This window comes from Paraglaciecola sp. QJM3NY_14, assembly GCF_056173245.1.
Genome location: NZ_CM149664.1, coordinates 4273595 through 4297195 on the forward strand (window position 1 = coordinate 4273595; position 23601 = coordinate 4297195).

Sequence of the window (23601 nt, forward strand, 5' to 3'; positions counted from 1 at the left end):
CCATATTATCCTGTGTGTGGTGGCGCGTCACGGCCAATTAATGGAAAAATCGTAGGTTTACAAAAGCTTATTTTATAAGTTATGCCAAGGATGCGCCCTGCCACTGGTTTTAGGCGATAATTTCTATATACTTTGCTCTCATTTTTTTACCCTGACTGCATCTATGAGGCGCAATAATTATGGAACAAGTGATTGAATTTGCTACAAATCACTACATTTTAGCGGGTTTATTCGTCGCTTTGTTAGTAGCTTTACTTTACTCCACAGTGGCGAGTTCATTTTCAAAACTAAAAGAGCTAAGCACCCATGAAGCCACTCTTCTAATGAATAAAGATGATGCTATGGTGCTGGATATTCGCCCTGTCGCTGAATTTAAAAAGGGCCACATCTTAGGCGCGAAACAGATCAAACCTGAGCAGGTAACCAAAGGCGATTTTACCGGCCTTGAAAAACAAAAAGACAAACCCATTATTGTTGTGTGTGCAATGGGAATGACATGTAAACGTACCGCAAACCAAATGCTGAAGGAAGGTTTTGAGCAGGTATCCGTTCTTAAAGGTGGGATGAACGCCTGGCAAGGCGCGAGTCTTCCAATTAGCAAATAAACAAAAGGTATTTTTAACATGAGTAAAGTCGAAATTTACACCAAAGGACATTGTCCTTACTGTCACCGCGCTAAAGCCCTGTTGGAGCAAAAAGGCGTGACGTATACCGAATTTAAAGTGGATGTTCAACCTGAGCTTCGCCCAGAGATGATCACCCGCGCTAATGGTGGTTCAACCGTGCCACAGATATTTATCGGTGAGCATCATGTAGGTGGTTGTGACGAAATGTTCGCACTAGAATCACAAAATAAATTAGATACATTACTTTCTGCATAAGCAGAAAATTTAAGGAAGCATAATGGCTGAAGAAAACCAAACAACCCCAGCTGACGCAGCACAAGCCGCTCAGGGACCTCAATTCGCAATTCAACGCATTTACACTAAGGACATTTCTTTTGAAACGCCTAATTCACCGGCGATTTTTCAAAAAGAATGGAAACCTGAAGTTCAACTAGATTTGGACACCCGTAGTGCGCTGATCGAAGAAAATGTCTACGAGATCGTTTTGGCTGTCACTGTAACGGCTATGTTAGGTGAAGAAACAGCCTTTTTGTGTGAAGTACAGCAGGCGGGTATCTTCGCGATTGGCGAAATGCCTGAGCAAAATAAAGCGCACATGTTGGGCTCTTTCTGCCCGAACACGCTTTTCCCTTATGCACGCGAAACGATTTCTAATTTAGTCAATCGTGGTACTTTCCCTCCTCTTAACCTTGCGCCGGTAAACTTTGACGCTATTTTTGCAGCATACATGCAAAAACGTGCGGCTCAGCAGGCACAAGAACAAGCACCTACGCAGCTAGACGCGTAAGTACTTAGCCAATGAAACAAACAGTTTCAGTGTTAGGGGCGGGGTCGTATGGCACCGCCCTTGCTTTTTGTCTGGCCAGAAATGGCGTTGCCACTACATTGTGGGGGCGAGACCCAAAGCAAATGCAAGATATGGCTACAGCCAGATGCAATCAAAAATACCTGCCCGGTGCTACATTTCCCGATCCATTAGTGATTGAAGCTGACTTGCTCAAAGCGGTTAACCTTAACAATGATTTGCTTATCGTGACGCCAAGTCATGGTTTTTCGGCATTGCTGCGCCAAATTAAACCCATGCTCACACCAGCACATAGAATCATTTGGGCTACCAAAGGGCTCGACCCAGAAAACGGTCGATTGTTGCAAGATGTGGCCCGAGAAATACTCGGCGACGCTATTCCCCTTGCGGTTGTCTCAGGCCCTACATTTGCCAAAGAAATGGTCGCAGGTCTACCCACTGCCATTTCTGTGTCTTCTACCGATGAACAGTTGGCTACTGATTTTGCCAACATGCTACACTGCTCTCGTTCTTTCCGCGTTTACAAAAACAATGATTTTGTGGGTGTTCAACTCGGCGGTGCAGTGAAAAACGTGATTGCCATCGGCGCTGGATTAGCTGATGGATTAGGCTTTGGCTCCAATGCCAGAACCGCGTTGATTACCCGAGGTTTGGCAGAGTTAACCCGCTTAGGCATCACCTTAGGCGCACAACCAGAAACTTTCATGGGTATGGCTGGTTTAGGCGATCTGGTATTGACTTGCACGGATAATCAATCACGTAATCGACGCTTCGGGCTGGCCTTAGGCGCAGGCAAAAGCATAGACGATGCGATTGCAGAAATTGGCCAAGTGGTTGAAGGTTACCGCAACACCAAGGAGGTGCACCAGTTGGCTGCAAGGCACCAGGTTGAAATGCCCATTTGCGAGCAAATATACCAAGTGCTGTACCAAGGTAAACCCGCAAAAGAAGCGGCTCTCGCCTTGTTAGGCCGGGAGCAAACTTCCGAGTAAGTTGTAGGCTTGAGTTGCTTGCAATTGCGTTAATCACATAACGTTAAGCGACTGAATTAGAAATACCAAAAAAGCCGAGGGAAGCATATGCTTCCCTCGGCTTTTTAACTCAGCGCTATTTTCTAGTTTCTATATTCTTTTTTCTATATTAGCTCATTTGCTCTGTAGCAAACTCAGTTTGCTGCACTTCCTCTTGTTTGCCCGCCAGTGCATCTTTATCACGTACATTCTTTTGTACTGTCACAGCAGCAAACAAACTCAGCACATACGCCATGGCGTAAAAACCTTTTTCACTTAATGCTAATTCTGCGTTGTATAAGCCGATTGCTAATAACGCGATAGCAAAACCAGATGATGCCCATGATAACGTTTGATACATGCTTGAGGTTTTAATGCCTTCGGCTTTATCACGGATTGTTTTTTGCAGGGATACCATTGAGAACAAACCGTAGAGCATGATGATCAAATAGTAACCTTTTTCATTCAGCGCCATTTGTGCATTGAACAAGCCGATGCCGTAGGCAACCGTGCCAATCAGTAATGCTGCTAATGATGCCAATGTATATGATTTCGTCGGTGCTTGAATTGTCATGTGTTTGTCCTTCTTTGATTAGTTGTTTGCACCCCTGCGTCTTGCTGGGGTGAGACGAATATGCCTTTTAGTTCAGACTAAATAAACCCTATTGATGCTTGTTGAGCATAGCTACACCGAAAGTTTATTATTACGATACTTTAGTGCTTTTATTTTTCATTTCTCTTAACTTCATTTGCCGAACAGTCTGAACCCAGCTTTGTCTTATATTGATGAATTCGCTGCACTGGCCACAAATTTCGAACCAGACATAATTTCTACTGCTTGTCCGTCACTGCCTAAAATAACGCTCTGACTGGCCAAATCGTATTTAGCTAAATACTGGGCAATGGATGTAAAGGTCGTGGTGGACACTTTGCCAGTATGATCTTTCGTGGTCACATCATCTTGCAGCATTGCACCAAACATCAACTTAAAACGGCTGGTATGCACACGCTGGGGCGTAAAATATGCTTGGGTATTGGCTTTTAATTTATCTATATCTGTCGTTTGATAAATCGCGGCATTGAGCATGTCTAGCGTATGCTCGGTGCAATTTTGCAGTTGCCTGTTCATGGGGTTAGCAATCACCGAGTAGTTTTCGTTATGCAACTGCGCATTTTTACCTGTGCTAATGATGTCAATTAAACGCGTTTGCATATCAGGCGTGGGTATAATCACTCCTGCGCTTAGCTGAGCAGCGCCCCAAAAAAAATCAACTGGGTAATCGGTGACTAACTGGCTTTTGTCTAACTCGCCGCTTTTTTGATACAGATTATAAATCGCGTAACCCTTGACCAGTTCACCGTCATCTAGGGTGATATCTGAATATACAGCCACCGCCGTATGAGTGAAGCGTATCCCTTTGGGCAGATCTTTTTGCGGGCGGCCCACTCTAGCAATAATAAATGCTCTTGCTCCTTGGCTGGCCGCGTACTTCTCCACATTTTTAGCAAAGCGAACGATCTGCTCTGGCTCATGCGTTGCCACTTTATTCGCTTGGCTGCCCGCTGTCGCAGTGAAAGAAAAGGTGAATGTAAGGATTAACGCTGTTAGCCATTGTTTAGAAGACATAGTCATCATTATTGACCTTGCGTGTTGTTGTTTTGAATAACGATGACCTGGTTTGGCGCAGGGTCAGCGGTGACAGTTGCATCACTTATGACTAATGGCTCAAGCTGCGTATTTTTATCAGCATGGCTGTGGCTGCTATGACTACTTTTGATGCTATCAGCGGCTTCGACAATAACGCTGCCGGTAATCAAACTCACCCCACCAGCAACGATCAGTGGTGCTGCCACGGCAACACTGGCCACTTTGGCAGTGGATGCGACGCCTTCTGTTACCGCTAATGCTGAATGCTTGCTCGCTTGAGCACTATGCTGTACTGAGCCCGCAGCGTTGGCCTTGCCAGCGCCAATAACAGTGGTGCCAAATATAAATGTCGCGGTAAGTAGCGTATTGATAAGTTTCATCGGTCATCCTTTTTCATTGTTATCAGTAGATATTGTTTGTTGCCTATTGGCGCTGCCAAGAGACGAGACACAGATTAAGCACCAGTATTACCTGTGTAAACAATGACCGTTTATGTATACTCAGTCGCAACCAAAAGTATATTAATACGCTACTTAAAGGGATTTATGAGTCAGATTAGCCAAATCAGCAACACCTTAAAGCAGTTGCTACGTCAGCATCAGATAACGTACAAATACATTGCCGAAAAACTCGACATGAGCGAAGCAAACGTAAAACGCATCTTCTCAACGAACAGCTTTGCATTGGACCGCTTAGAGCAAATTTGTGAGATTTTGCAGATGAGCCTTTCTGACTTATTCATCATCGCCCAAAAGCAAACCCAGCAACTGACTCAGCTCACCGAAGAACAAGAAAATGAATTATTGGCTGACACTAAATTGTTACTGGTTGCCGTGTGCGTGCGCGATGCCTGGACTTTTGATGAAATCGTTGGGCATTACGCTATCGACACTCATGAATGTGTGCAGTTACTGGCTAAGCTAGATCGCATTAAAATTATCGATTTACTGCCTAACAATCACTATAAGTCTCTGATTGCACAAGATTTTAGATGGATACCCGGCGGGCCATTAGAGCGATTTATGGAGCGTGAGGTCATGGTGAAATTTATGGCGCCTAAGAAAGAAGAGCCATGGACTTTTCGATTTTACCTGCGTGGGCGTTACTCACAGACATCAGTGGATATTATCCAGCGAAAACTTAATCAACTAACCAAAGAGGCTGCGGTACTAAACCAAGAAGATGCCAGTTTGCCATTGAGTAAACGCCAGCACTTTGGCTTACTAATGGCCATGCGCCCGTGGGAGCCTTCGTTGTTTGAAAACCTGCGTCGAGAAAACCTACCTCGTGAAAGCCCACTTAATAAAAGCTAAGGTTCAAAGACACCTATGTAACTCCCACACGACAAAAATGAAATCACTAGCAGTATTGGTCATCCAGCTACAGCTGCTAGCGATTTACCTCAAATGACTATTTCGGCGGGGGTTATTGTTCGTCGCGCAAGAACACCAGCTTATTGCCTGCGCTTTGCTCTTCGCTAAAGCGATACCCTGCCGTGTCAAAATCTCTAAGCTTGGCAACGTCACTGACTTTATTTTGAATGATATAACGTGCCATCAGGCCCCGGGCTTTTTTAGCGTAGAAGCTGATAATTTTATATTGGCCGTTCTTAAAATCTTTAAATACCGGCTCGATAATTTCGCCGTCTAATGCTTTTGGTTTAACCGCAGTGAAATACTCGCTAGAGGCCAAATTGACCAACACGTTATCACCCTGCTCTGCCAATGCCTGATTGAGCTTTTCGGTGATGATGTTCCCCCAAAATTGATACAAGTTAGTGCCTCGCTCAGTGTCTAGCTTGGTGCCCATCTCTAAGCGATAAGCTTGCATCAAATCCAGTGGTTTCAATAAACCATACAACCCCGACAAGATACGCATATGTTTTTGTGCATATGAAAAGTCTTGCTCACTAAAACTGGCGGCATCTAAACCACCGTACACGTCGCCATTGAAGGCTAATACCGCTTGCTTGGCATTCTCATCGGTGAAAGGCGTGTGCCAAGCTGCGAAGCGGTCTGCATTTAGGCCGGCGAGTTTATCGCTTATTTTCATCAGTGAGCCAATTTGCGCTGGGCTCAACTTACGGCTGCGATCAATCAGCTGCTGACTGTGCTCTAGCAACTCAGGCTGGCTCGACGAAGGTGCATTGCTGTGCTTCTCAAAATCGAGATTTTTGGCTGGTGATACAACAAGTAGCATGTAAATTCCTTACTCTTAATCAGATGGCATTATGATACCAACAGCTACGCTAGGCACAACCGATTAAAATAGATGAGTTTGATTATTAATTTCTATTAACAGTGAAGCTCTTGCCCGCAAGGATCAACCCATCTTAATAATGAGTTTGTAAATGGTGGATTTATTCACAGCAGCAGGGGCAATTCAATTTAAGTCGCAAAGCCGGTTCCGCCTAAGAATATACTAATGCAGTTGCAAGGTTTGTAATGCACTGACTAAGTATCGATATTCTTGCTCATTGCGCGCGCACACTATAATTTTTCTAAGGTTGCTGCAGGTAATCGATGCTTCACTGACACGTTTTACGGCCAGCTCGCATAACTGCGCTAGGGTCGCGTCATCAATTTCACTCTCAGCGCCTAATACATTGAATGCCACACTTCGAATGTTTGAGGTATCCGCAAACTCAAGTACCTGGTGATACGCAGTATCAATAAGCGATGCTTTTTTCTGGGGAGCGGCTGAATCCCAGTTGGCTTTTAGCAACAACATATCATCGGCTACCCACTGCGCATCAGCGGGTCGAGTGATCTTGATGACAGCTCTTTGTCCGAGCTCAGGTTGTCCAAGCTCAGGTTGCCCAAGCTCACCTTGCTCAAGCTCACCTTGCTTAAGCTCATCTTGGTCGTGATGAGATTGGTAGAGAAAATCTCCCTGTGAATGTTGGCATCGCACTAAGGCATCTACAGGCAGTTGGTTTATGTCTTCTTGTAATAGGGTTATTTTTGCTGACATTGAAGGTGTTTTACTCGCGTATGCAGGCCAAGGGTTATATTCTATGCTACCTGTTTGTTTTCACCTGATCTTGGTTATTCTTCACATACCGTCATAAAGATTTAATTCGCCGGCAGTATTGATAGTGACGCGATCACGCCCCACTATTAACTTAGGAAATTTGAGAACATATACATTTGTTGATTAAAATGTTGTAATTTTACAACATAATGAATTCGAGGTTAGCATGTCCAATCAATTACAAGCACTACGCGATATCACCACTGTTGTTGCCGATACTGGCGACATAGAAGCGATCAAAAAGTATCAACCCGTTGATGCGACGACCAACCCTTCATTGTTGCTTAAAGCGGCTGAGATGGAGCAATATCGCTCGCATCTTGAAAATGCGGTTGCTTGGGCAAAAGAGCAATCTGATGACGCTGACCAACAGATCATTGATGCTGGTGACAAGCTAGCGGTGACCATAGGGACTGATATTGTGAATATCGTTCCTGGTCGTATTTCTACAGAAGTAGATGCCCGTTTGTCGTTTGACACGCAAGCCAGCATCGAAAAAGCGCACAAGCTTATCGCTTTGTATAAAGAAGCAGGCATAGATAAAAGCCGCATCTTAATCAAATTAGCGTCAACATGGGAAGGTATTAAAGCCGCAGAACACCTTGAAAAAGAAGGTATCAATTGTAACTTAACCTTGTTGTTTAGTTTCGCTCAAGCCCAAGCCTGTGCTGAAGCCGGTGCTTACCTAATTTCACCCTTCGTTGGCCGTATACTTGATTGGTATAAAGCCAAAACCGGTAAAACAGAATATGCAGCCAGTGAAGATCCTGGTGTGCAATCAGTGACTAAGATCTACAATTACTACAAAGAGCACGGCTATAAAACCGTCGTTATGGGCGCAAGCTTCCGTAATATCGGTGAAATTACCGAACTTGCTGGCTGTGACCGCTTGACCATCAGCCCGGGTTTGTTGGAAGAGTTATCTAACAGCGATGCCCCGCTTGAAGTGAAGCTGAAAGACACGGGAGCAACAACGGCCCCTGGTACGCCACTTGATGAAGCTGCATTTCGCTGGGAAATGAACCAAGATGCCATGGCAACTGAGAAGTTGTCTGAAGGTATTCGTAACTTTGCGGCAGACCAAGTGAAACTTGAAACGCTACTTAAAAGCTACGTGTAATAGAAACAGCATCAAAAGAGCGTCTGTTTAGGCGCTTTTTTTTACTTTATAAAATCAAATTAACACCCAAAGGAGTCCTGCATGACTGCGCTGACTGACACCCCTACTTGGCAAACGCTTGCCTCATTAGCTGAAGATGTTAAACAGCAACACATGCGCGACTGGTTCGCCAGCGATACCTCTCGTGCCAGTAAATACCAGCAAACGGCTTGCGGGATTGAACTAGACTTTTCTAAAAACCTGATCACTGATGATGTACTAAAAGCCTTGTTCGCTTTAGCCGATGAAAGCCAAGTCTCGCAGAAACGCGACGCGATGTTTAAAGGCGACATCATTAACCACACTGAAAAACGTGCGGTTTTACATACGGCATTACGTAACTTCTCAGGTGAGCCCGTTTATGTTGATGGTCAAGACGTCATGCCTGAAGTACTTGCTTGCCAAGACAAAATCAAAGATTTTGTTGCCAGTATTCACAGCGGCGAGCGTAAAGGTTACACAGGCAAAGCCCTAAAACAGATCGTAAGCATAGGGATTGGTGGTTCATTCTTAGGTCCTAAAATTATGTCTGAAGCGCTTAAACCTTATTGGTTTGATGGCGTTAAAGTGCATTTTGTGGCTAACGTAGATGGCTGCCATATTCAAGATGTACTCGCGAACCTAGATCACGAAGAAACCTTGGTCGTGATGTCGTCTAAGTCTTTCACCACCCAAGAAACCTTGCAAAATACCCTAACGGCTAAAGACTGGTTCTTAAACGCTGGGGGCACCCAGCAAGATATCGCCAAACACTTTATCGCTGTGTCTTCTAATATCAAGGCTGCCACAGACTTTGGTATGGCTGAAGACAACATATTCCCTATGTGGGACTGGGTTGGCGGGCGCTACTCTTTATGGTCTGCTATCGGTTTACCGATTGCCCTAACATTAGGTTATGACAATTACCGTCAATTGCTTCAAGGCGCCTTTGAAATGGATGAGCATTTCAAAACGGCTCCTGCAGAGCAAAACTTACCCATGCTGACTGCATTGTTAGGTGTGTGGTATATCAATTTCTTTGGTGCCCAAAGTCACGTTCTTTTACCTTATTACCACTATTTACGTGGTTTCCCTGCGTACGTTCAACAGTTAGACATGGAAAGTAATGGTAAGAATATCAGCGGCGACACCACAGCCGTAGATTACGCCACTGGTCCAATTATTTGGGGCAGCGAAGGGACGAATGGCCAACACTCATTCCACCAGCTTATTCATCAAGGTACCTTGTTGATCCCCGCGGACTTTATGTTGCCATTGAATGTGCCGAACCAAGACAACACCCATCACGCTATGCTGGCGTCAAACTGCTTTGGTCAAACCCAAGCATTGATGCAGGGTAAAACGTTTGATGAGTGTTATGCAGACCTTGAAGGTAAGGGCCTTGATGAGGCCGAGCGAGTTAAATTAGCCACTCATAAAACTATGCCAGGCAACAAACCAAGCAATACTTTGTTGTTTGAACAGATGGATCCGAAAACCTTGGGTTCTCTTGTGGCCATGTACGAGCACAAGGTATTTGTGCAAGGGGCAATATGGGGTGTTAACTCGTTCGACCAATGGGGCGTTGAATTAGGCAAAGAACTTGGCAACCAAGTGTTAGATAAAATTGTTAACACGGATGCAGCCCTCAGTTTTGATAGCTCAACGAACGCCTTGATTGCACGCTTTAGGCAAGCCAATAGCTAATGCGTATTTGCAAATACCACTAAAAAAGAGACCCTAGGGTCTCTTTTTTTTGCTGTTTTTTTTACTACCGATGTTAGGTGCTTATGTAGACCCGCTATCTAGAATAAAGCGCGTATTAGCGAATTTATTCAGTAACCTATGCATGCCATACACAGCTAGAAGCGTTAATACCACCGACACGGTGACAGAGGTAAAACGATAAAGGGCATTGTATACCAGGTCTTGTTGAGGCGATAAATACTGGCCGAACAATATTCCCATGGTCGTCATCGCGCCAAAGCCTGCACCCGAGCCGCCGCCTTCTAACATATGATAGCGAGCAAACAGCATCACACTGATCCACAGGGCGATACTCACAAACCACAAGATCCCACTATGGTCGAGCAAAATAAACTGCCAAGCCAAACCAATGTTACAGCCCACCAATGTGCCTATCGCGCGATTTACCGCTGCGCGTCCTGCCCCATGCCAATTTAACGGAAACAGAATCAACACAGATGACACCTGAGCCGATAGCGAGCCTTGTAAATCCAGCACTTGAAACACGATGTAGGATAACGTCGCCACGGTAGTGGCTAAAATAACCTCATGTCGGCGGTTGCTGTCAGGTTTGTTTATCACTGGGGGCTTTGGTCTGGCCTCTACATCAGGGATCAGTAAATGCATTAACATGGCGACGAATACAGTGAGCACTGTGGCGGCCACATTCGACATCACCAAATCGCTTACCGATGCACTGCTGTAACTGGCGAAGTGTAGCTGCATTGATAAGCCCACCATGCCCACGGCGCCAAACAAAAAATTTGCCCCGTTAGACATACAGCGAAACATAAAAGCGAAGATCATCACCACCGTAATCGTCATGGGAATAGGTTGATCGCCAAACATACCTTGCACCACAAATACAAAGGTAGTGACCAAGACGGCATTTGCCAGAAACTGGCGAATAATGTGACTGTTTAAAATCGGTACTAAACCCAGAAGCAGCATGGGATACACCGTAAAAAACGTACCGTAATTCCAGCCCATTATTTTGCTGATGGTAAAGCCAAGTGTCGCGCCAAAAGCCACGCGCAAACATTGGCGCACCTCGTTGGCCGTCAACGCTCGGTGCGCAGGCCTACTGACGCTCCCTTTACGAATAAACGGTAATCTCAGTAACGATTTGGACATCAGTTCAACCTAGTATATGTAGTGAATGATGCTGATCACGTGGGCTTGCACTGCTCCTAACCAACTGGCTAAGCCACCCACAGGATGAAGCTGTACGGTCGCCCGAGCCCCAGAGGGCAATGACTTCAGCAGCTCAGGCGCTTCAAGTAACGTAATATGCGTGCGCATGTATTGGGCGTCACGTACCCAACGATCTGAGTTTTCAGGATTAGCCAATGAGCCATCAGCGCTTATCTGACCGTCTTTTACCCCGGCATCAATAGCTGATACTTGGCCGTCAAAAACACGCCCAGGGTGAGCATCAAATACAATGGAGGCGAGATCGCCAATTTGCACATGGCTTAACGATTTTTCTCTAAAATCAGCGACAATGTCACCTTTCTCGACCACGACTGCGGCAACACTTGAGCCGGCTTGAGCGTAATTTCCAGGTTGCAATTGTAGGTTTGTCACCCGCCCTGTTACTTGTGAGCGCACATCGGCGTAATTTAGCTGCAATTGCGCATTTTGCAGCGTATTTTCGGCTTGGCGAAGCAATAAGTTGTCATGGCCATCTTTACCCCGTTGAGCGCGATACTTGACGACGTCTGCCTGCGCAGCCTCAACTTGGGCTTGTGCAACCCGGTAGTTGGCCTTGGTTTGGTCGTATAGCTGACGTGAAACCGTGTTGGATTTAATCAAGCTTTCCACACGCTCTACTTCCTGCTTCAGCTCTTCCACGTCGGCCTTTGACGCTAAAGCCTGTGCCTCAGCTGCAGCAATAGATGCGTCAAGTTGTAGATTAGTTTGGCTGGCGCTTTCAACCGCCAATTTAGCCTTGTCCACCGCAATTTCGTAAGGACGTTTATCTAGACTAAATAACACCTGATCGGCTTCGACTAGCTGATTATTTTCAACCAACACATCACTAACCTGCCCGCTAACCTTGGAAGAAATATTCACCACAGGGTGTAGCACCCTAGCCTGAGTGCTAACGGGCATCCATAAATCTGCCGCTAAAAAGTAGGCAAACGACAAAGCAAACACAGCAAGAGCAATGTGTACCCAACGCTTAAACATTTGATCAGGTGCCATGGTTATTGTCCTCCCTCTGTTGGCTTATCCAGCAAAGCACAGGCATTACTTTCAATTTTTTTCAATACATTAAACATGCTATCAAGCTCTTCCTCGGTGATCCCGTCGGTTAACTGACTGCGCACTTTCCCTACGCAACTTTCCAGTGTTTGCAGTTGTTCATTACCCGCGTCAGTAAACCACAAACATTTGCAGCGCTTATCACTCGGATGCGCACGTCGCTCAACCAGATTGCGTTCCACTAGCTGGTTCACTGTGCGATTTAGAGACGGCAGTTCGATTCCAAGCTCACTCGCCAGCGTATGTTGAGATACGCCCTCGCCTAGGTTTCTTAAAGTCATCATCACCGACCAGCGCGCTTCGGTCATTCCCATTGGCCTAACCGAATGGGATATAGCACTTCGCCACAGGCGAAATACACGCCCTAACAACCAACCCAAAGCTGGATTACTAAGCTTTCTGTATTCACTCTTTTCACCCGCCATTTCGACCTCACATTTCTTCTGCCTTCTTTATCAAGGGAATGCAGACTATTTACTTAGCATGCTAAGCATTATAGAGGCTAAAAATTACTTAGCAAGCTAACTAATAATTTGAAACATTTAACACATAGTGCTTTACATCATCCTGCTAAATAACGGCTCTGAGAATGAGCAGTGACGGACGCCATCACTAAATCAACGATAGTCGTTGTGCCCACGCTCGAAATGCGTAGGCGCCTAGCGCACACTTTGGATGAGGAAGAATAGCGGGAGTAAAGAAAATAAACGGCTTGGATGGAATAGAACCCAGTGTCAATGCTACTGCGTAGGCAGCAGGGAATATCTGAATGCAAAACGAGTCATTAATTTAGGATTTTCGGGTCTAAAAACACCCAGAAACTCACACCTATTATTGCCAAGCGTAAAAAACTGAATAAATAATTGACGGAAACCGCCTTTTCTGGTGTTATATTATAACATCACCAGTTAATTATAAGATGCAGTAAGGTCCTCAAATGTCAGTGTTAAAACTATCCGCGTTATGCAGCGCGCTTATCAGTGCAGGCGTTTATGCCGCAGAAAAACCAATCCAAAAAGATGAACAAAGTATTGAGACCTTAGTTATCACTGCCAACCCCATTGGCCGTTCAGTGCTTGAATCCGCTACCCCTGTAACGATTTTAGGCGGCGAAGCATTAGATAATTCTCAAGCGGCTACGTTAGGTGAAACCCTCAAAGGTCTGCCCGGCGTGAACAGTACCTACTTTGGTCCTGTCGCCAGTAGCCCAATTATTCGCGGTTTAGATGGTCCACGAGTTAAAGTATTGCAAAATGGATTAGACGCTTCTGATGCGTCTCGCGTCGGTCCTGATCATGTCACCACGGTTGAGGCCTCAACGGCCACTCAAATTGAAGTATTGCGTGGCCCTGCCACCTTACTTTATGGCAGTGGTGCAATTGGCGGCGTGGTCAACGTGGTAGATAATCGTTTACCTCGCGAGCGTCAAGAAGACATTAACGGTGAAGTGGCCACATCTTACGATACCGTGTCGAACGAAAAGATGTTGTCAGGTGATATCAACGGTGGCATGGGCAATTTTGCTTTTCATGCTGACGGTTTTACCCGTGACAGCGATGACTACGACATCCCTAATGAAGCCAGTGATGCAGATTCTGACAGCATAGGTAAATTAGAAAACTCAGCCATTGATGCCACTGGTGGCACCTTGGGTATTGGCTGGATAGGTGACGACGTCAATGTAGCCTTTTCATATGCCCGTTTGGATAACGAATATGGCATACCGGGTCATGAGCATGCACATGAGGAAGACGAGCACGACGAAGAAGACCATGATGAGGACGATCATGACGACGAGCATGCTGATGAGCATGAAGAAGAAAGCGTATTTGCACGCTTAAAGCAAAACCGGTATCAATCTAGAGTCGATTGGCAAAACATTGACGGGCCATTTACTCAGGTACATTGGCTCAATGCATATACAGATTATGAGCACAGTGAAATTGAAGATGGCGCAGTGGGTACCACGTTCAGCAATGAAGCAAAAGAGTCTCGTTTATGGGCAAAGCATGCACCACTAAGTGGATGGGAAGGCGTGGTAGGTATTCATTACACCTCATCTGACTTTTCTGCTCTGGGGGATGAGGCATTCACACCCAGTACCAAAACCACCTCTACTGCGCTATTTATATTAGAAGAGAAGCAAACAGGCGCGTTCTTATGGCAACTCGGGGCACGCTTCGAGCATACCAAACATCAGCCAGATAATACCTTTTTCGCTGAAGAAGAACATCACGAAGAGGAAGAGGAACACGAAGAAGAGCACGGCGAGATCAACTTCTCTGATGGGTCTTTTAACGCTAATAGTTTCTCAGCGGGTGTCGTGTACACCTTGAATGATAGAAGCTCATTGGCCTTCAACTATGCCCGCTCTGAGCGTGCACCTTCAGCGTCCGAAATATTTTCTAACGGCCTTCATATCAGCACGGGTACCTTTGAAGTCGGTGCGGGGTTTGATATTGAATTGGACGAAGACGGCTATGAATTAGTCCAATCCACCAGAAGTGTTGAGAACGAAGTATCAAACAACGTCGACTTAAGTTACCGCTATCACGGGGATACGATCACGGCTGATGTAAGCTTTTTCTACAACGACATCGCTAATTACCTGTATGAGCAAGACACGGGGCTAGACAGTGAACAACTGCACGGACACGACGAAGAAGAAGAATTAGAAGATGAGCACGATCATGAAGAAGAGGTTACGCCAGTGTTTATCTTCCGTCAGCAAGACGCGGTTTTATATGGTTTTGAAGCCCAGCTAGACTGGCACTTAAATGATAACCTGCGAATCGAGAGCTTTGCCGATTACACTCGCGCCAAGTTAGATGAAGCCGCCAGCGAAGAAGGTAACCGTAACGTACCGCGCATACCTGCAATGCGCCTAGGGATGGAGTTTCATTGGGAAACCGACGATTGGCATGCGGAGCTAGGAGCGACTCATTATGCCAAACAGAGTCATTTTGCATCGTATGAAACCCAAACTGAGGGTTACACCTTGGTGTCAGCCTCGATGAATTACTACACCACAGTGGCTGATTCAGATGTGACCTTGTTTGTTAAAGGCAATAACCTGACTGACAGGGTTGCACGGGTGCATTCTTCTTTCTTAAAAGATGTAGCACCACTACCAGGCCGCTCTTTCGTGCTAGGGGCACGAGTTAACTTCTAAGCGGGTCTTATACCAACGCCATTAAATAATTAGCCACTCAGCGAAAATTTATTGGAATGGGTATTAATCCAATAAAAAAGGCGCTAAACCTGCACGGGTTTAGCGCCTTTTTCGTATTTCTTTTAAGAGAAGGTTAGGCTTTAAGACAGTTAATCGCTTGCTCTAGTTGTGAACGGGGGCAACCGAAATTTATGCGCACAAACTGTTTATCTCCAAAATCGATACCGGGTGATGGCCCGACACCTTTTTCTTCAAAATATGTTTGAGGATTTTCCACGCCTAAGCCGCTAGCGTCGATCCAAGCGAGAAAAGTCGCTTGTGGGGCAATAACGCGTAAGCCGTCGATTTGGTTAATTTGCTCCACTAAGTAGTCACGATTAGCGCGTAAGTAATCTAACTGGGCAGCCAACCAATCATCACATTGAGTAAACGCCGCTTCTGTCGCCGCTAGGCCCATTACGTTCACCCAAGGCACTAAACCTTGCCCCGCTTGAGTAAAACGCTGACGCACTTTAGCATCAGGAATAATCGCAAATGACGTACCCAAACCTGCAACGTTAAAGGTTTTACTGGCTGCCATTAGGGTGACTGAGTTATTTTCTGCGCTGGCGAGCTTACCTACAGGAATATGCTTCGTGTCTTTATCAAGAATCAGATCGCAGTGAATTTCATCAGAACATAGCATTACATTGTTAGCCGAGCATATCTCTGCCACGCGGGTAAGTTGAGCCTCGTCTAACACACTGCCTACTGGATTCATTGGGTTGCACAAAATAAATAAGGTGCATTTTGGATCTTTAGCGTGCTGCTCTAGCACGTCAAAATCAAGCATCCACTTACCGTCCACTTCCACCGTGGGTACATCAGCACGCGCTAATCCATTCAGTTTTGGGGCCGCTAACATAGGTGGGTAATTTGGAGTTTGCACAATAACCTTGTCGCCGGGTTGGCAGAAAGCTTGGCACGCCATGTTAAAGCCAGGCACGACCCCTGGAGTCCATACCAGCCACTGAGGCTCAATTTTCCAATCATATTGCTTGGCCATCCAATCAACCACAGCTTGAATTGCGCCAGCCGCGTGATTAGGCAAGGTGTAGCCAAGTAATCCATGTTCAGCACGGGCTTTTAATGCATCAAGAATAGGCTCTGCACAGCGAAATTCTGTGTCGGCAATCCACATAGGGAGAATATCTCGACCTTTGTAGCGTTCCCATTTGTAGGCATTTGAGGGGGTTCTATCAATAATTTTGTCAAACTGCATAATTCAATACATCTCTTCTTTAAGCTGGACTAATTTTCTCAAGTAGTGTTGAAAGCTTCTGAGTAAGCTCATCAGAACTGAAGGGCTTAGCGATGAAATCTGTCACACCAAGGCGTTTGGCGCTCATTACTAAATCTCGGGTAGGCATTGCCGTTACCATCAAAAATGGGCAATTTTCCAACTTCACACGCAAGGTTTCTAGTATTTTAATACCGCTGACACTGGGCATTTGCCAGTCACAAATCACTAAGTTGATACGTTGTGCATCTTCGGTCAATAAAAAAGCATGGGCTTTAATACTGCTTGAAAAAGCGAGTATTTCACCACTGACCAATTCCTCCACAATGTGCTCAAGCAATGTTAGCGTAATATCATCATCATCAATTATCATTACATTTACATCGTGCACATTTTCTCCTTAAAATTGACTACAACTGAAACCAAGGTGAGTCGCTTAGCTTACTAAAATAAACCCAATTGAGCACTGGTTATCTCAGTAAAAGATAGCCCGATAAAGGGCAAAATACTCTCAGCAATAGGTCGTATTTGTTTATCAATATAATGCTCGTAATCTAACGCACTGTTTTGATACTCAACAGGCTGCGCGCCGTTTAAGGTAATCACATAAGCAATTTGCCCTTTATGTTGATAGCGCAGAGGTTTGCCCAGATGTTGATTCTGTTCGTCTGCTAGGCGCGCGGCCTTGACGTGAGGCGGGACATTTTTAATATACTGCACCAAGGGACGCCTGATCCTCTTGCGATATACCAGTTGTTCATCCAATTCACCATTTCGTGTTTGCTCTACGACGCGCAGCACATAGTCTTTCACGTCTTGATCGGCAAATACCCGCTCGTACAGAGCCAATTGGAACGACTTCGCCATAGGCGTCCAGTCAGAACGTACCGACTCTAACCCTTTGAAGACAAGTTCAGCTTGCCCTCCTATTTGCCGCTTCAGGCCAGCATAACGCTTCTTACTACCCAGCTCAGAGCCACGTATCGTTGGCATAAGAAAGCGCTCAAACTGGGTTTCAAATTCAATTTCCAAATAACTCTGTAATTGATGTTGTTCGGTGATGGATTGAGTCCAGCGCTGATTAATTTCACCCTGCAATTGCTGCCCGATGTCATGCCCTTCATCAGCGGTAATATCATCACCCAACCAAACGAAAATGGAATCGGTATCGCCATAAATTACCTTATAGCCCATGCTTTCAACCCAAGTGGCTGTAGTTTGCATGATTTCATGACCGCGCAAGGTGATTGAACTGGCCAAACGCGTGTCGTAAAAGGGGCAGCCGCCTGAGCCAAGCACCCCATAAAACGAGTTCATTAGTATTTTAATCGCTTGAGAGCGCGCCGCATCTTGATCGCGTTTGGCCGTATCCCTTTGTTGCCATAAAGAGGTGATGATGTCAGGTAAGAAGTGCTGCTCTCGAGAGAAAACAGCGTTTTTAAACCCTTGTATGCCGGCCTCCGGATGCCGCAGGCCTTCTACCAAACCAAGGGGGTCTATCTTAAATGTGCGAATAATTGACGGGTACAAGCTCTTAAAATCGAGCACCAGTACATTTCGATACAGACCCGGCTGTGAGGTCATGACATATCCACCTGGGCTGGCTAAGCCGCCGTCAATAGGGCGGTTCGGCGATATATACCCAGCGCGATGCAGTTTTGGTAAGTACAGATTAACAAAAGCGGCTACAGAGCCACCCACGCGATTTAATTCAAGGCCCGTTAATTGACTGCGCAATGTCAGAAAGTCCAACATTTTTGTATGCTCAAAAATCTCTAGTACGAGTTGGCAGTCTTGCAGATTATATTCAGCTAGTTTGACTTTGTTATATAAAAAGTCGTGCTTAATTTTGGCTAGCCTGTCATCAACGTCATCCGTGAGTTTGCCTTTACCCAACAGCGTTTGGGCAACAAACTCCAAGCTGAAACTGCTAAATTGATACGTTGCGGTTTTAAGCGCATCTATACCGTCTACCACCACCCGGCCAGGCATGCTGATATAGCCTTGATTCACTTCATTTGGGGCGTCGCGCCAATAAACGGCTTCGCCACCTCGGCCTAATGTAAGCTTTAGCCTATACAACTGGGCCCGCTCAATAAGCAGCCTAAAATCAAAATTAACCACATTCCAGCCAATGATAATGTCTGGGTCAATACGATTAACCTCAGCAATAAAAGAGCGAATGAGCGCCACTTCATTATCAACCCATTGCAACCACTTTGGGCCTTCTTCGGCTTCGCCAATCATAAATACTGTTTGGTAGTGACTCTGCGCTAGGCCAATTGAATACAGCTCCCCTTTCTCGCTGCACTCAATATCAATTGAGAGCACTGAAAAAGAGGGGGTGTACTGGGCCGGTTTTAAGTGGCTTTGAGTATACGTGACATAAGGCGATGTTCCTTGTTGAACACCACTGATATCGGCGCTTGCATAGATAAAGCGCTCCATTAAATATCTGTCAGCTAAGCGTATATCGGCTTCGTAAAACGCCACCTCGTGCACTCTTAAACGCTCTTTAGCGGCATAAGCTTGCTTCGTTCTAGCAAAGTAAATTGCACTGACCAACTGTTGGTCAAAACGCTTTAAGGGCAAGGCTTTAAGGGTAAAGCAGATTTCACTTGAGGCCAGAATATCGGATACTTTCTGTGTATCTTGCTGACTGATAAAGAAAACCGACTGCTGAGCCTCAGTAGTGACTTTGATTGGCCCCTTGTCGCTCAACAACCAAAATTCAAGACAGGTCTTTGCGCCAATATCGCGCTGATCCGAGGTAAGAATAAATCCTCGATTAGTGTTTCCCATCATTGATTGGTGAACCTGCTTACGAATTAACTGGCGTGCTCTGTGGATGGATCACGACCTGATCGCGTCCTTGGGTTTTGGCTTGATAAAGTGCGGTATCGGCATCGGCCATTAATTGCATGCTCTCTCGGCTATCGGTATTGAAGGTCAAACCAATTGAAGCACTGATGGATAAATCTTTGATATCAACCACATTATTCACCATAGATATTTTATGGCGTAAACCGTCTAGTGCATTATACCCGTCTTGCAAATTGGTGTGCGGTAAAATGACCAAAAATTCTTCGCCGCCAATACGCCCGATAATATCGGACTGCCGTAGGTTTTTACTGCATATATCACTGAATTCAATTAACACACGATCGCCCACTGCGTGGCCATAGCTGTCGTTGATCTTCTTGAAGAAATCTAAATCGATAATCGCGACACACAAATCATACTTGTAGCGGTTCGCTGCATGTACTTGTCGCTCAAGCTGCTCGATAATGTGACGCCTGTTGTACAAGCCGGTTAGATCATCTGTGATCGCAAGTTTTGTAAGTGCCCTACTTTGCGCCTTGACCCGATAAACCATCACAGCTAATAAACAACACACTACCAACACAATACCCAGAAACGCCCACAAATAAATATTGCGCTGCTCTTGAGCACTAAGCGCAAAACGCTGCAAACGATTTTGATGCTCTAGTATCTTGTTCTCCTGTTCTGAGGCGCGCACGCGATAAATGGCTCGCAAACGATGAAGTTGTTCAGAGTTTCTGGTCGCATGATATTCACTACTCAAGGTTAGGGCGTGCTGCATGTGTGCATAAGCCGCGGCTAGATCCCCCTGGGCAGCTGCTAACTCAGCTTCGAGTTGCTCTATCTCTATGGTGTCGCTAGGCATGGTGGCAGGATTTAAATATTCTTTTGCGCTATCACGATGTTGCTCGGCTTTTTCGAGTTCCCCTGTCGCTAAAGCCACTTCAAACAAACTTTTTGAAATCTGAAAATCTATCGGTCTATTTTCGCTCTCAGCAAAAATGTCTGCCGCTCTTTTCAAACGCTTTTCGGCCAATGCGTAGTCTTGTTTCTTTATACTGATTTTTGCTAACTGCTTGAGCGCATACCCAACCCCTTGGGAGTCATCCAATGAGCGTGCAATATCCGCGGATTCAATAAGTTGCGTTTCGCCTAAATCAATATTACCTGCGCGAAAATTAGCTGAGCCGAGACCAAACAATACGATGCTTAAATTCAGGGGTTCGTTATTTTTACGCGCGTGGGCAACAGCTTCGGCGTAATAAGGGATCGCCAGTTTATAATCACCGCGATTTTCGTACATAACCCCAATCATGCCGGCAATATTAGCCTTGGAAATTTTACCGGTATATTGGGTAGACAAACTGTAGGCTTCTAAGAAGTTCTCTGCAGCCCCGCTATACTCATTTAACGAGGTAAATAACAAGCCTCTAACATATAAACCGAGTATATATGTTGCTTCGCTGTGGTTATCTTTTGCCCACGCCACCGCTTTATTGACAGCCAACAACGCATCAATGGGCTCACCCGCCATCTCTATCGCTGTCGCTTCGATCAATTTCAAATTATGGTACAACCAAGGTTCTGATTCTTCGGTGATAAAACTCAGGCCTTGTTGCGCGCTCTCGATTGCTTTTTGCGGATACGTTAGCGCATAGTAAGTGTCACTTAAAATGGCATAGTACTCAGCTTTAACCACGTTACTTGCGTCATGTTGCGGCGCTGAGTTTATTAACTGTGTTAAGACTTGTTGAGGCTCGGTGGTTAATCTTGACGTGAGGGATTGGTATTCATCTGAAAAGCTATACACCACAGCTTGGGCCGCAAACGCTTTCACCGGCACCCAAAAAATCAATACAGTACAAATCCATATAACCTTGATCAATCGCTATCCTCTATAAGCTGAGCCCCAAAAATATCACCTCAAAATAGCATATAAATTATCTGAAAGACTAGGTACAAATATAATTAAGCAGACCCTATTTTTTCGAATAAGTTCGTGAAATTGTGAGTGATTACTTTCCCTTGAGTTAGCTGGTGCTAAATGCTCTGTGCAAATCATATTTGATAAGTGTGAGTGTATATTTACCAAGAACGAGTTAATTTCATCCGGCCGTTGAATAAAGATCACACTGAGTAACTCAACGTCACTTGAATAGCTGATATCGGATATCCCCCCCCTTTTAGACTCTTGCTAAGTCATGATTTATTAACGTGGAAGGAGATAAAGACAGATAAAAAAATAGCCCCAAAAGGGGCTATTTCTTAAGGAGCAAGTAGCGCTACTTGCTTACCATGTTGAAATCGATACCGCTGTTCGCCTAAGTGTGACGATAACAGTGATAAAAATTAGATGCGGTCGTTAAGCACACTCATAATAGGTGAAGCATTCAAACCATTTTCAGATGCCCAGGCGATAACGGTTTTGCCGTCTTGCTCAGGGGTAGATAATTCACTTTTAGGCATTTTCTTTACTAATAAGGTGCCAGCTTCAACCGCATCACTTAACATGGCGGTGCGAATTAAGCTGTTGCCACCACAAGAAATACCTGAGTAATAATCTTGCAATTTCAAACGATAGTCAGACTGTACACGCTTCATTTTCTTACGAAGCTCACCTTTGTCGTCTGCTTTTACTATGGTACAAATATTCTGTAATGCTTCTGCTACGTCAGCTTGTGCTGCACCCGACATAAATAATGAAGTGGCGGCGATAGCGATAGAAGTTTTAACTATTTTCAACATGGTCAATTCCTCGGTTGGTTCAATGGGTTATTTCGTTTCGTTGAGGCAATTAAAACCCAATCTCGCCAATGGTAAAATCTATAAGGCGATACTTAGGTATGCCAACTAATACCTTATAACGGGTCAAATTTCGTTTTCTGTCTATTTAGATTTGGGTAATTTAAAAAATCGCAAATGCAAAGCGTTCTCTTAGGGAGTAAATTTACGGCTTATTGAAGATGAAGATGAAGATGAGTTTGCAATGAGAGAGCAAAAACTGACAGAGAAAGGCCCAAGTATACAAGCGCTACGAAAAAACAAAAAAATCCGCTGGGGCGTTTTAGGCGCAGGACGTATTGCCCAAACATTTTGTAAAGACATTCAGCATACACAATTGGCTGCGTTAACCGCTGTCGCTTCTCGTAACCTTAAAGATGCCCAGCACTTTGCAAAAAACTATGATATTCCTAATGCGTTGCAGGGCTATCAAGCCTTGTACCAACACTCAGACATAGATGCTATCTATATTGCCACACCGCATAATTTCCATTTTGAGCAAGCAAGCGCAGCGCTTAGTGCCGGCAAACATGTGCTGTGTGAAAAACCAATTACCGTTACACCTGAGCAATGCCAACAGTTAATCGATATTGCACGGCACAACGACTGCTTTCTTATGGAAGGCATGTGGAGCTATTTTTTGCCCGCTATTATCAAGGCAAAAGAATGGGTAGATATGGGACGCATTGGAAAAATCGTTCACATCAAAGCCGATTTTGGTTACCCGGTAAAGTATGTTGAAGGGGATCGCATGTATAACCCAGCGCTTGCTGGGGGCTGCCTATTGGATATGGGAATTTATACCTTAGCCATAGCGCAGATGTTTACTCGTCAGCACTCTATTAGCCCGCACTCTATTAGCCAGCACTTGATTAGCCAGCAGTCCGAATGCAGCATTTATAGCCACAGGCGGGCTCAAACCGGGGTAGAGGATGATGTAACGATTGTCACGCAATATCCTGACGTTACCACTACATTAGCCTGCTCCTTTAGAGCAAGATTACAAAATTCAGCGCACATCATAGGTGAAAATGGTTACATCGAAATCCCTGACTTTTGGCGTGCTGACCGTTGTAGCTTATTTCAACTGGATGAAAAAATAGATGATTTTCAGCACAAAAGAGCTGGTTTTGGTTTCGAGTTTGAAATAGACGCTGCCAGTAAAAGTATTTTAGCGGGTGAAAAAGAAGCCAAGTTAATCCCTTTATCCACCAGCTTAGCTTTGCAGCATCAAATGCACAGTATTCTGCAAGGGATCGCCGTACGATAAGC

The 23601-nt window shown here is 45.1% G+C and carries 22 protein-coding genes; 9 read left to right on the forward strand and 13 right to left on the reverse strand.

What is annotated here, in order from left to right; translation table 11 throughout:
- The first annotated feature begins 179 nt into the window (after positions 1-179).
- From AC0VYA_RS18240 to gpsA, 4 genes are read left to right on the forward strand one after another with little or no spacing between them, the layout of a single operon-like run.
- Entirely contained in the window at positions 180-605 is a 426-nt protein-coding gene (locus AC0VYA_RS18240) for a rhodanese-like domain-containing protein (protein WP_006991801.1), read from the forward strand.
- Between the two features lie 18 nt (positions 606-623).
- Entirely contained in the window at positions 624-881 is a 258-nt protein-coding gene (grxC, locus tag AC0VYA_RS18245; protein ID WP_011576339.1) for a glutaredoxin 3, read from the forward strand.
- A gap of 22 nt (positions 882-903) precedes the next feature.
- Positions 904-1413: a protein-export chaperone SecB gene (gene secB, locus AC0VYA_RS18250; RefSeq protein WP_011576340.1), complete on the forward strand. Its 510-nt coding sequence runs from the start codon at positions 904-906 to the stop codon at positions 1411-1413.
- 11 nt (positions 1414-1424) lie between these two features.
- Positions 1425-2423 (forward strand): NAD(P)H-dependent glycerol-3-phosphate dehydrogenase, encoded by a 999-nt coding sequence (gene gpsA, locus AC0VYA_RS18255; protein ID WP_473476043.1) that lies wholly within the window; start codon positions 1425-1427, stop codon positions 2421-2423.
- 148 nt (positions 2424-2571) lie between these two features.
- Here gpsA and yiaA read toward each other — a convergent pair whose 3' ends face one another.
- The 3 genes from yiaA to AC0VYA_RS18270 all read right to left on the reverse strand — a co-directional run bounded on the left by yiaA (position 2572) and on the right by AC0VYA_RS18270 (position 4469).
- Positions 2572-3015 carry an inner membrane protein YiaA gene (yiaA, locus tag AC0VYA_RS18260; protein ID WP_475489215.1) on the reverse strand — a complete coding sequence of 148 codons (444 nt, stop codon included), beginning with the start codon at positions 3013-3015 and terminating at the stop codon, positions 2572-2574.
- A 204-nt stretch (positions 3016-3219) separates the two neighbouring features.
- The gene (locus AC0VYA_RS18265; protein WP_475489216.1) at positions 3220-4077 is read right to left on the reverse strand and encodes a DUF2145 domain-containing protein; all 858 of its coding nucleotides are present in this window, start codon (positions 4075-4077) and stop codon (positions 3220-3222) included.
- A complete protein-coding gene (locus tag AC0VYA_RS18270) occupies positions 4077-4469 on the reverse strand; it encodes a hypothetical protein (RefSeq protein ID WP_475489217.1) in 393 nt (130 codons plus the stop codon). Before AC0VYA_RS18270 ends, AC0VYA_RS18265 begins: the two co-directional genes overlap by 1 nt.
- A 165-nt stretch (positions 4470-4634) precedes the next feature.
- On the opposite strand from AC0VYA_RS18270, the gene AC0VYA_RS18275 reads away from it, so the two are divergent.
- A complete protein-coding gene (locus AC0VYA_RS18275; RefSeq protein WP_475489218.1) occupies positions 4635-5402 on the forward strand; it encodes a helix-turn-helix domain-containing protein in 768 nt (255 codons plus the stop codon).
- 112 nt (positions 5403-5514) lie between these two features.
- On the opposite strand, the gene yaaA is transcribed toward AC0VYA_RS18275, so the two are convergent.
- On the reverse strand, positions 5515-6288 hold the full coding sequence (yaaA, locus tag AC0VYA_RS18280) for a peroxide stress protein YaaA (RefSeq protein ID WP_011576346.1): 774 nt from the start codon (positions 6286-6288) through the stop codon (positions 5515-5517).
- 222 nt (positions 6289-6510) lie between these two features.
- The gene (locus AC0VYA_RS18285) at positions 6511-7062 is read right to left on the reverse strand and encodes a macro domain-containing protein (RefSeq protein WP_475489219.1); all 552 of its coding nucleotides are present in this window, start codon (positions 7060-7062) and stop codon (positions 6511-6513) included.
- Between the two features lie 226 nt (positions 7063-7288).
- Here AC0VYA_RS18285 and tal point away from each other — a divergent pair, with 226 nt between their 5' ends.
- Complete coding sequence (gene tal / locus AC0VYA_RS18290; RefSeq protein ID WP_475489220.1) at positions 7289-8242, forward strand: transaldolase; 954 nt, start codon at positions 7289-7291, stop codon at positions 8240-8242.
- 81 nt (positions 8243-8323) lie between these two features.
- Positions 8324-9967, forward strand: a complete 1644-nt coding sequence (gene pgi / locus AC0VYA_RS18295) for a glucose-6-phosphate isomerase (protein ID WP_473476061.1) — start codon at positions 8324-8326, stop codon at positions 9965-9967.
- A gap of 81 nt (positions 9968-10048) precedes the next feature.
- On the opposite strand, the gene AC0VYA_RS18300 is transcribed toward pgi, so the two are convergent.
- The 3 genes from AC0VYA_RS18300 to AC0VYA_RS18310 are packed head-to-tail and all read right to left on the reverse strand — an operon-like array spanning position 10049 to position 12699.
- Complete coding sequence (locus AC0VYA_RS18300; protein WP_011576350.1) at positions 10049-11140, reverse strand: DUF2955 domain-containing protein; 1092 nt, start codon at positions 11138-11140, stop codon at positions 10049-10051.
- 9 nt (positions 11141-11149) lie between these two features.
- The gene (locus tag AC0VYA_RS18305; protein ID WP_475489221.1) at positions 11150-12214 is read right to left on the reverse strand and encodes an HlyD family secretion protein; all 1065 of its coding nucleotides are present in this window, start codon (positions 12212-12214) and stop codon (positions 11150-11152) included.
- Positions 12215-12216: 2 nt separating this feature from the next.
- Positions 12217-12699, reverse strand: coding sequence for a MarR family winged helix-turn-helix transcriptional regulator (locus tag AC0VYA_RS18310; RefSeq protein ID WP_475489222.1), 483 nt, complete (start codon positions 12697-12699; stop codon positions 12217-12219).
- Between the two features lie 512 nt (positions 12700-13211).
- On the opposite strand from AC0VYA_RS18310, the gene AC0VYA_RS18315 reads away from it, so the two are divergent.
- Entirely contained in the window at positions 13212-15446 is a 2235-nt protein-coding gene (locus tag AC0VYA_RS18315) for a TonB-dependent receptor (RefSeq protein ID WP_475489223.1), read from the forward strand.
- A 133-nt stretch (positions 15447-15579) separates the two neighbouring features.
- Here the strand turns inward: AC0VYA_RS18315 and AC0VYA_RS18320 are convergent, their stop codons facing one another.
- From AC0VYA_RS18320 to AC0VYA_RS18340, 5 genes are all read right to left on the reverse strand, one after another.
- Positions 15580-16707, reverse strand: coding sequence for a MalY/PatB family protein (locus AC0VYA_RS18320; protein ID WP_475489224.1), 1128 nt, complete (start codon positions 16705-16707; stop codon positions 15580-15582).
- Positions 16708-16726: 19 nt separating this feature from the next.
- A complete protein-coding gene (locus AC0VYA_RS18325) occupies positions 16727-17116 on the reverse strand; it encodes a response regulator (RefSeq protein ID WP_011576355.1) in 390 nt (129 codons plus the stop codon).
- 53 nt (positions 17117-17169) lie between these two features.
- Entirely contained in the window at positions 17170-19527 is a 2358-nt protein-coding gene (locus AC0VYA_RS18330) for a DNA polymerase II (RefSeq protein ID WP_475491094.1), read from the reverse strand.
- Positions 19528-19546: 19 nt separating this feature from the next.
- A complete protein-coding gene (locus AC0VYA_RS18335; protein WP_475489225.1) occupies positions 19547-21433 on the reverse strand; it encodes a tetratricopeptide repeat-containing diguanylate cyclase in 1887 nt (628 codons plus the stop codon).
- Between the two features lie 464 nt (positions 21434-21897).
- Complete coding sequence (locus tag AC0VYA_RS18340; RefSeq protein WP_011576358.1) at positions 21898-22293, reverse strand: DUF3718 domain-containing protein; 396 nt, start codon at positions 22291-22293, stop codon at positions 21898-21900.
- Between the two features lie 241 nt (positions 22294-22534).
- On the opposite strand from AC0VYA_RS18340, the gene AC0VYA_RS18345 reads away from it, so the two are divergent.
- The gene (locus AC0VYA_RS18345) at positions 22535-23599 is read left to right on the forward strand and encodes a Gfo/Idh/MocA family protein (RefSeq protein WP_475489226.1); all 1065 of its coding nucleotides are present in this window, start codon (positions 22535-22537) and stop codon (positions 23597-23599) included.
- The last annotated feature ends 2 nt before the right edge of the window (positions 23600-23601 follow it).

Bases quoted from the DNA above. Each gene is read 5' to 3' on its own strand.
- AC0VYA_RS18240 (WP_006991801.1), top strand. From the start codon at position 180: ATGGAACAAGTGATTGAATTTGCTACAAATCACTACATTTTAGCGGGT.
- grxC (WP_011576339.1), top strand. From the start codon at position 624: ATGAGTAAAGTCGAAATTTACACCAAAGGACATTGTCCTTACTGTCAC.
- secB (WP_011576340.1), top strand. From the start codon at position 904: ATGGCTGAAGAAAACCAAACAACCCCAGCTGACGCAGCACAAGCCGCT.
- gpsA (WP_473476043.1), top strand. From the start codon at position 1,425: ATGAAACAAACAGTTTCAGTGTTAGGGGCGGGGTCGTATGGCACCGCC.
- yiaA (WP_475489215.1), bottom strand. From the start codon at position 3,015: ATGACAATTCAAGCACCGACGAAATCATATACATTGGCATCATTAGCA.
- AC0VYA_RS18265 (WP_475489216.1), bottom strand. From the start codon at position 4,077: ATGATGACTATGTCTTCTAAACAATGGCTAACAGCGTTAATCCTTACA.
- AC0VYA_RS18270 (WP_475489217.1), bottom strand. From the start codon at position 4,469: ATGAAACTTATCAATACGCTACTTACCGCGACATTTATATTTGGCACC.
- AC0VYA_RS18275 (WP_475489218.1), top strand. From the start codon at position 4,635: ATGAGTCAGATTAGCCAAATCAGCAACACCTTAAAGCAGTTGCTACGT.
- yaaA (WP_011576346.1), bottom strand. From the start codon at position 6,288: ATGCTACTTGTTGTATCACCAGCCAAAAATCTCGATTTTGAGAAGCAC.
- AC0VYA_RS18285 (WP_475489219.1), bottom strand. From the start codon at position 7,062: ATGTCAGCAAAAATAACCCTATTACAAGAAGACATAAACCAACTGCCT.
- tal (WP_475489220.1), top strand. From the start codon at position 7,289: ATGTCCAATCAATTACAAGCACTACGCGATATCACCACTGTTGTTGCC.
- pgi (WP_473476061.1), top strand. From the start codon at position 8,324: ATGACTGCGCTGACTGACACCCCTACTTGGCAAACGCTTGCCTCATTA.
- AC0VYA_RS18300 (WP_011576350.1), bottom strand. From the start codon at position 11,140: ATGTCCAAATCGTTACTGAGATTACCGTTTATTCGTAAAGGGAGCGTC.
- AC0VYA_RS18305 (WP_475489221.1), bottom strand. From the start codon at position 12,214: ATGGCACCTGATCAAATGTTTAAGCGTTGGGTACACATTGCTCTTGCT.
- AC0VYA_RS18310 (WP_475489222.1), bottom strand. From the start codon at position 12,699: ATGGCGGGTGAAAAGAGTGAATACAGAAAGCTTAGTAATCCAGCTTTG.
- AC0VYA_RS18315 (WP_475489223.1), top strand. From the start codon at position 13,212: ATGTCAGTGTTAAAACTATCCGCGTTATGCAGCGCGCTTATCAGTGCA.
- AC0VYA_RS18320 (WP_475489224.1), bottom strand. From the start codon at position 16,707: ATGCAGTTTGACAAAATTATTGATAGAACCCCCTCAAATGCCTACAAA.
- AC0VYA_RS18330 (WP_475491094.1), bottom strand. From the start codon at position 19,527: ATGGGAAACACTAATCGAGGATTTATTCTTACCTCGGATCAGCGCGAT.
- AC0VYA_RS18340 (WP_011576358.1), bottom strand. From the start codon at position 22,293: ATGTTGAAAATAGTTAAAACTTCTATCGCTATCGCCGCCACTTCATTA.
- AC0VYA_RS18345 (WP_475489226.1), top strand. From the start codon at position 22,535: ATGAGAGAGCAAAAACTGACAGAGAAAGGCCCAAGTATACAAGCGCTA.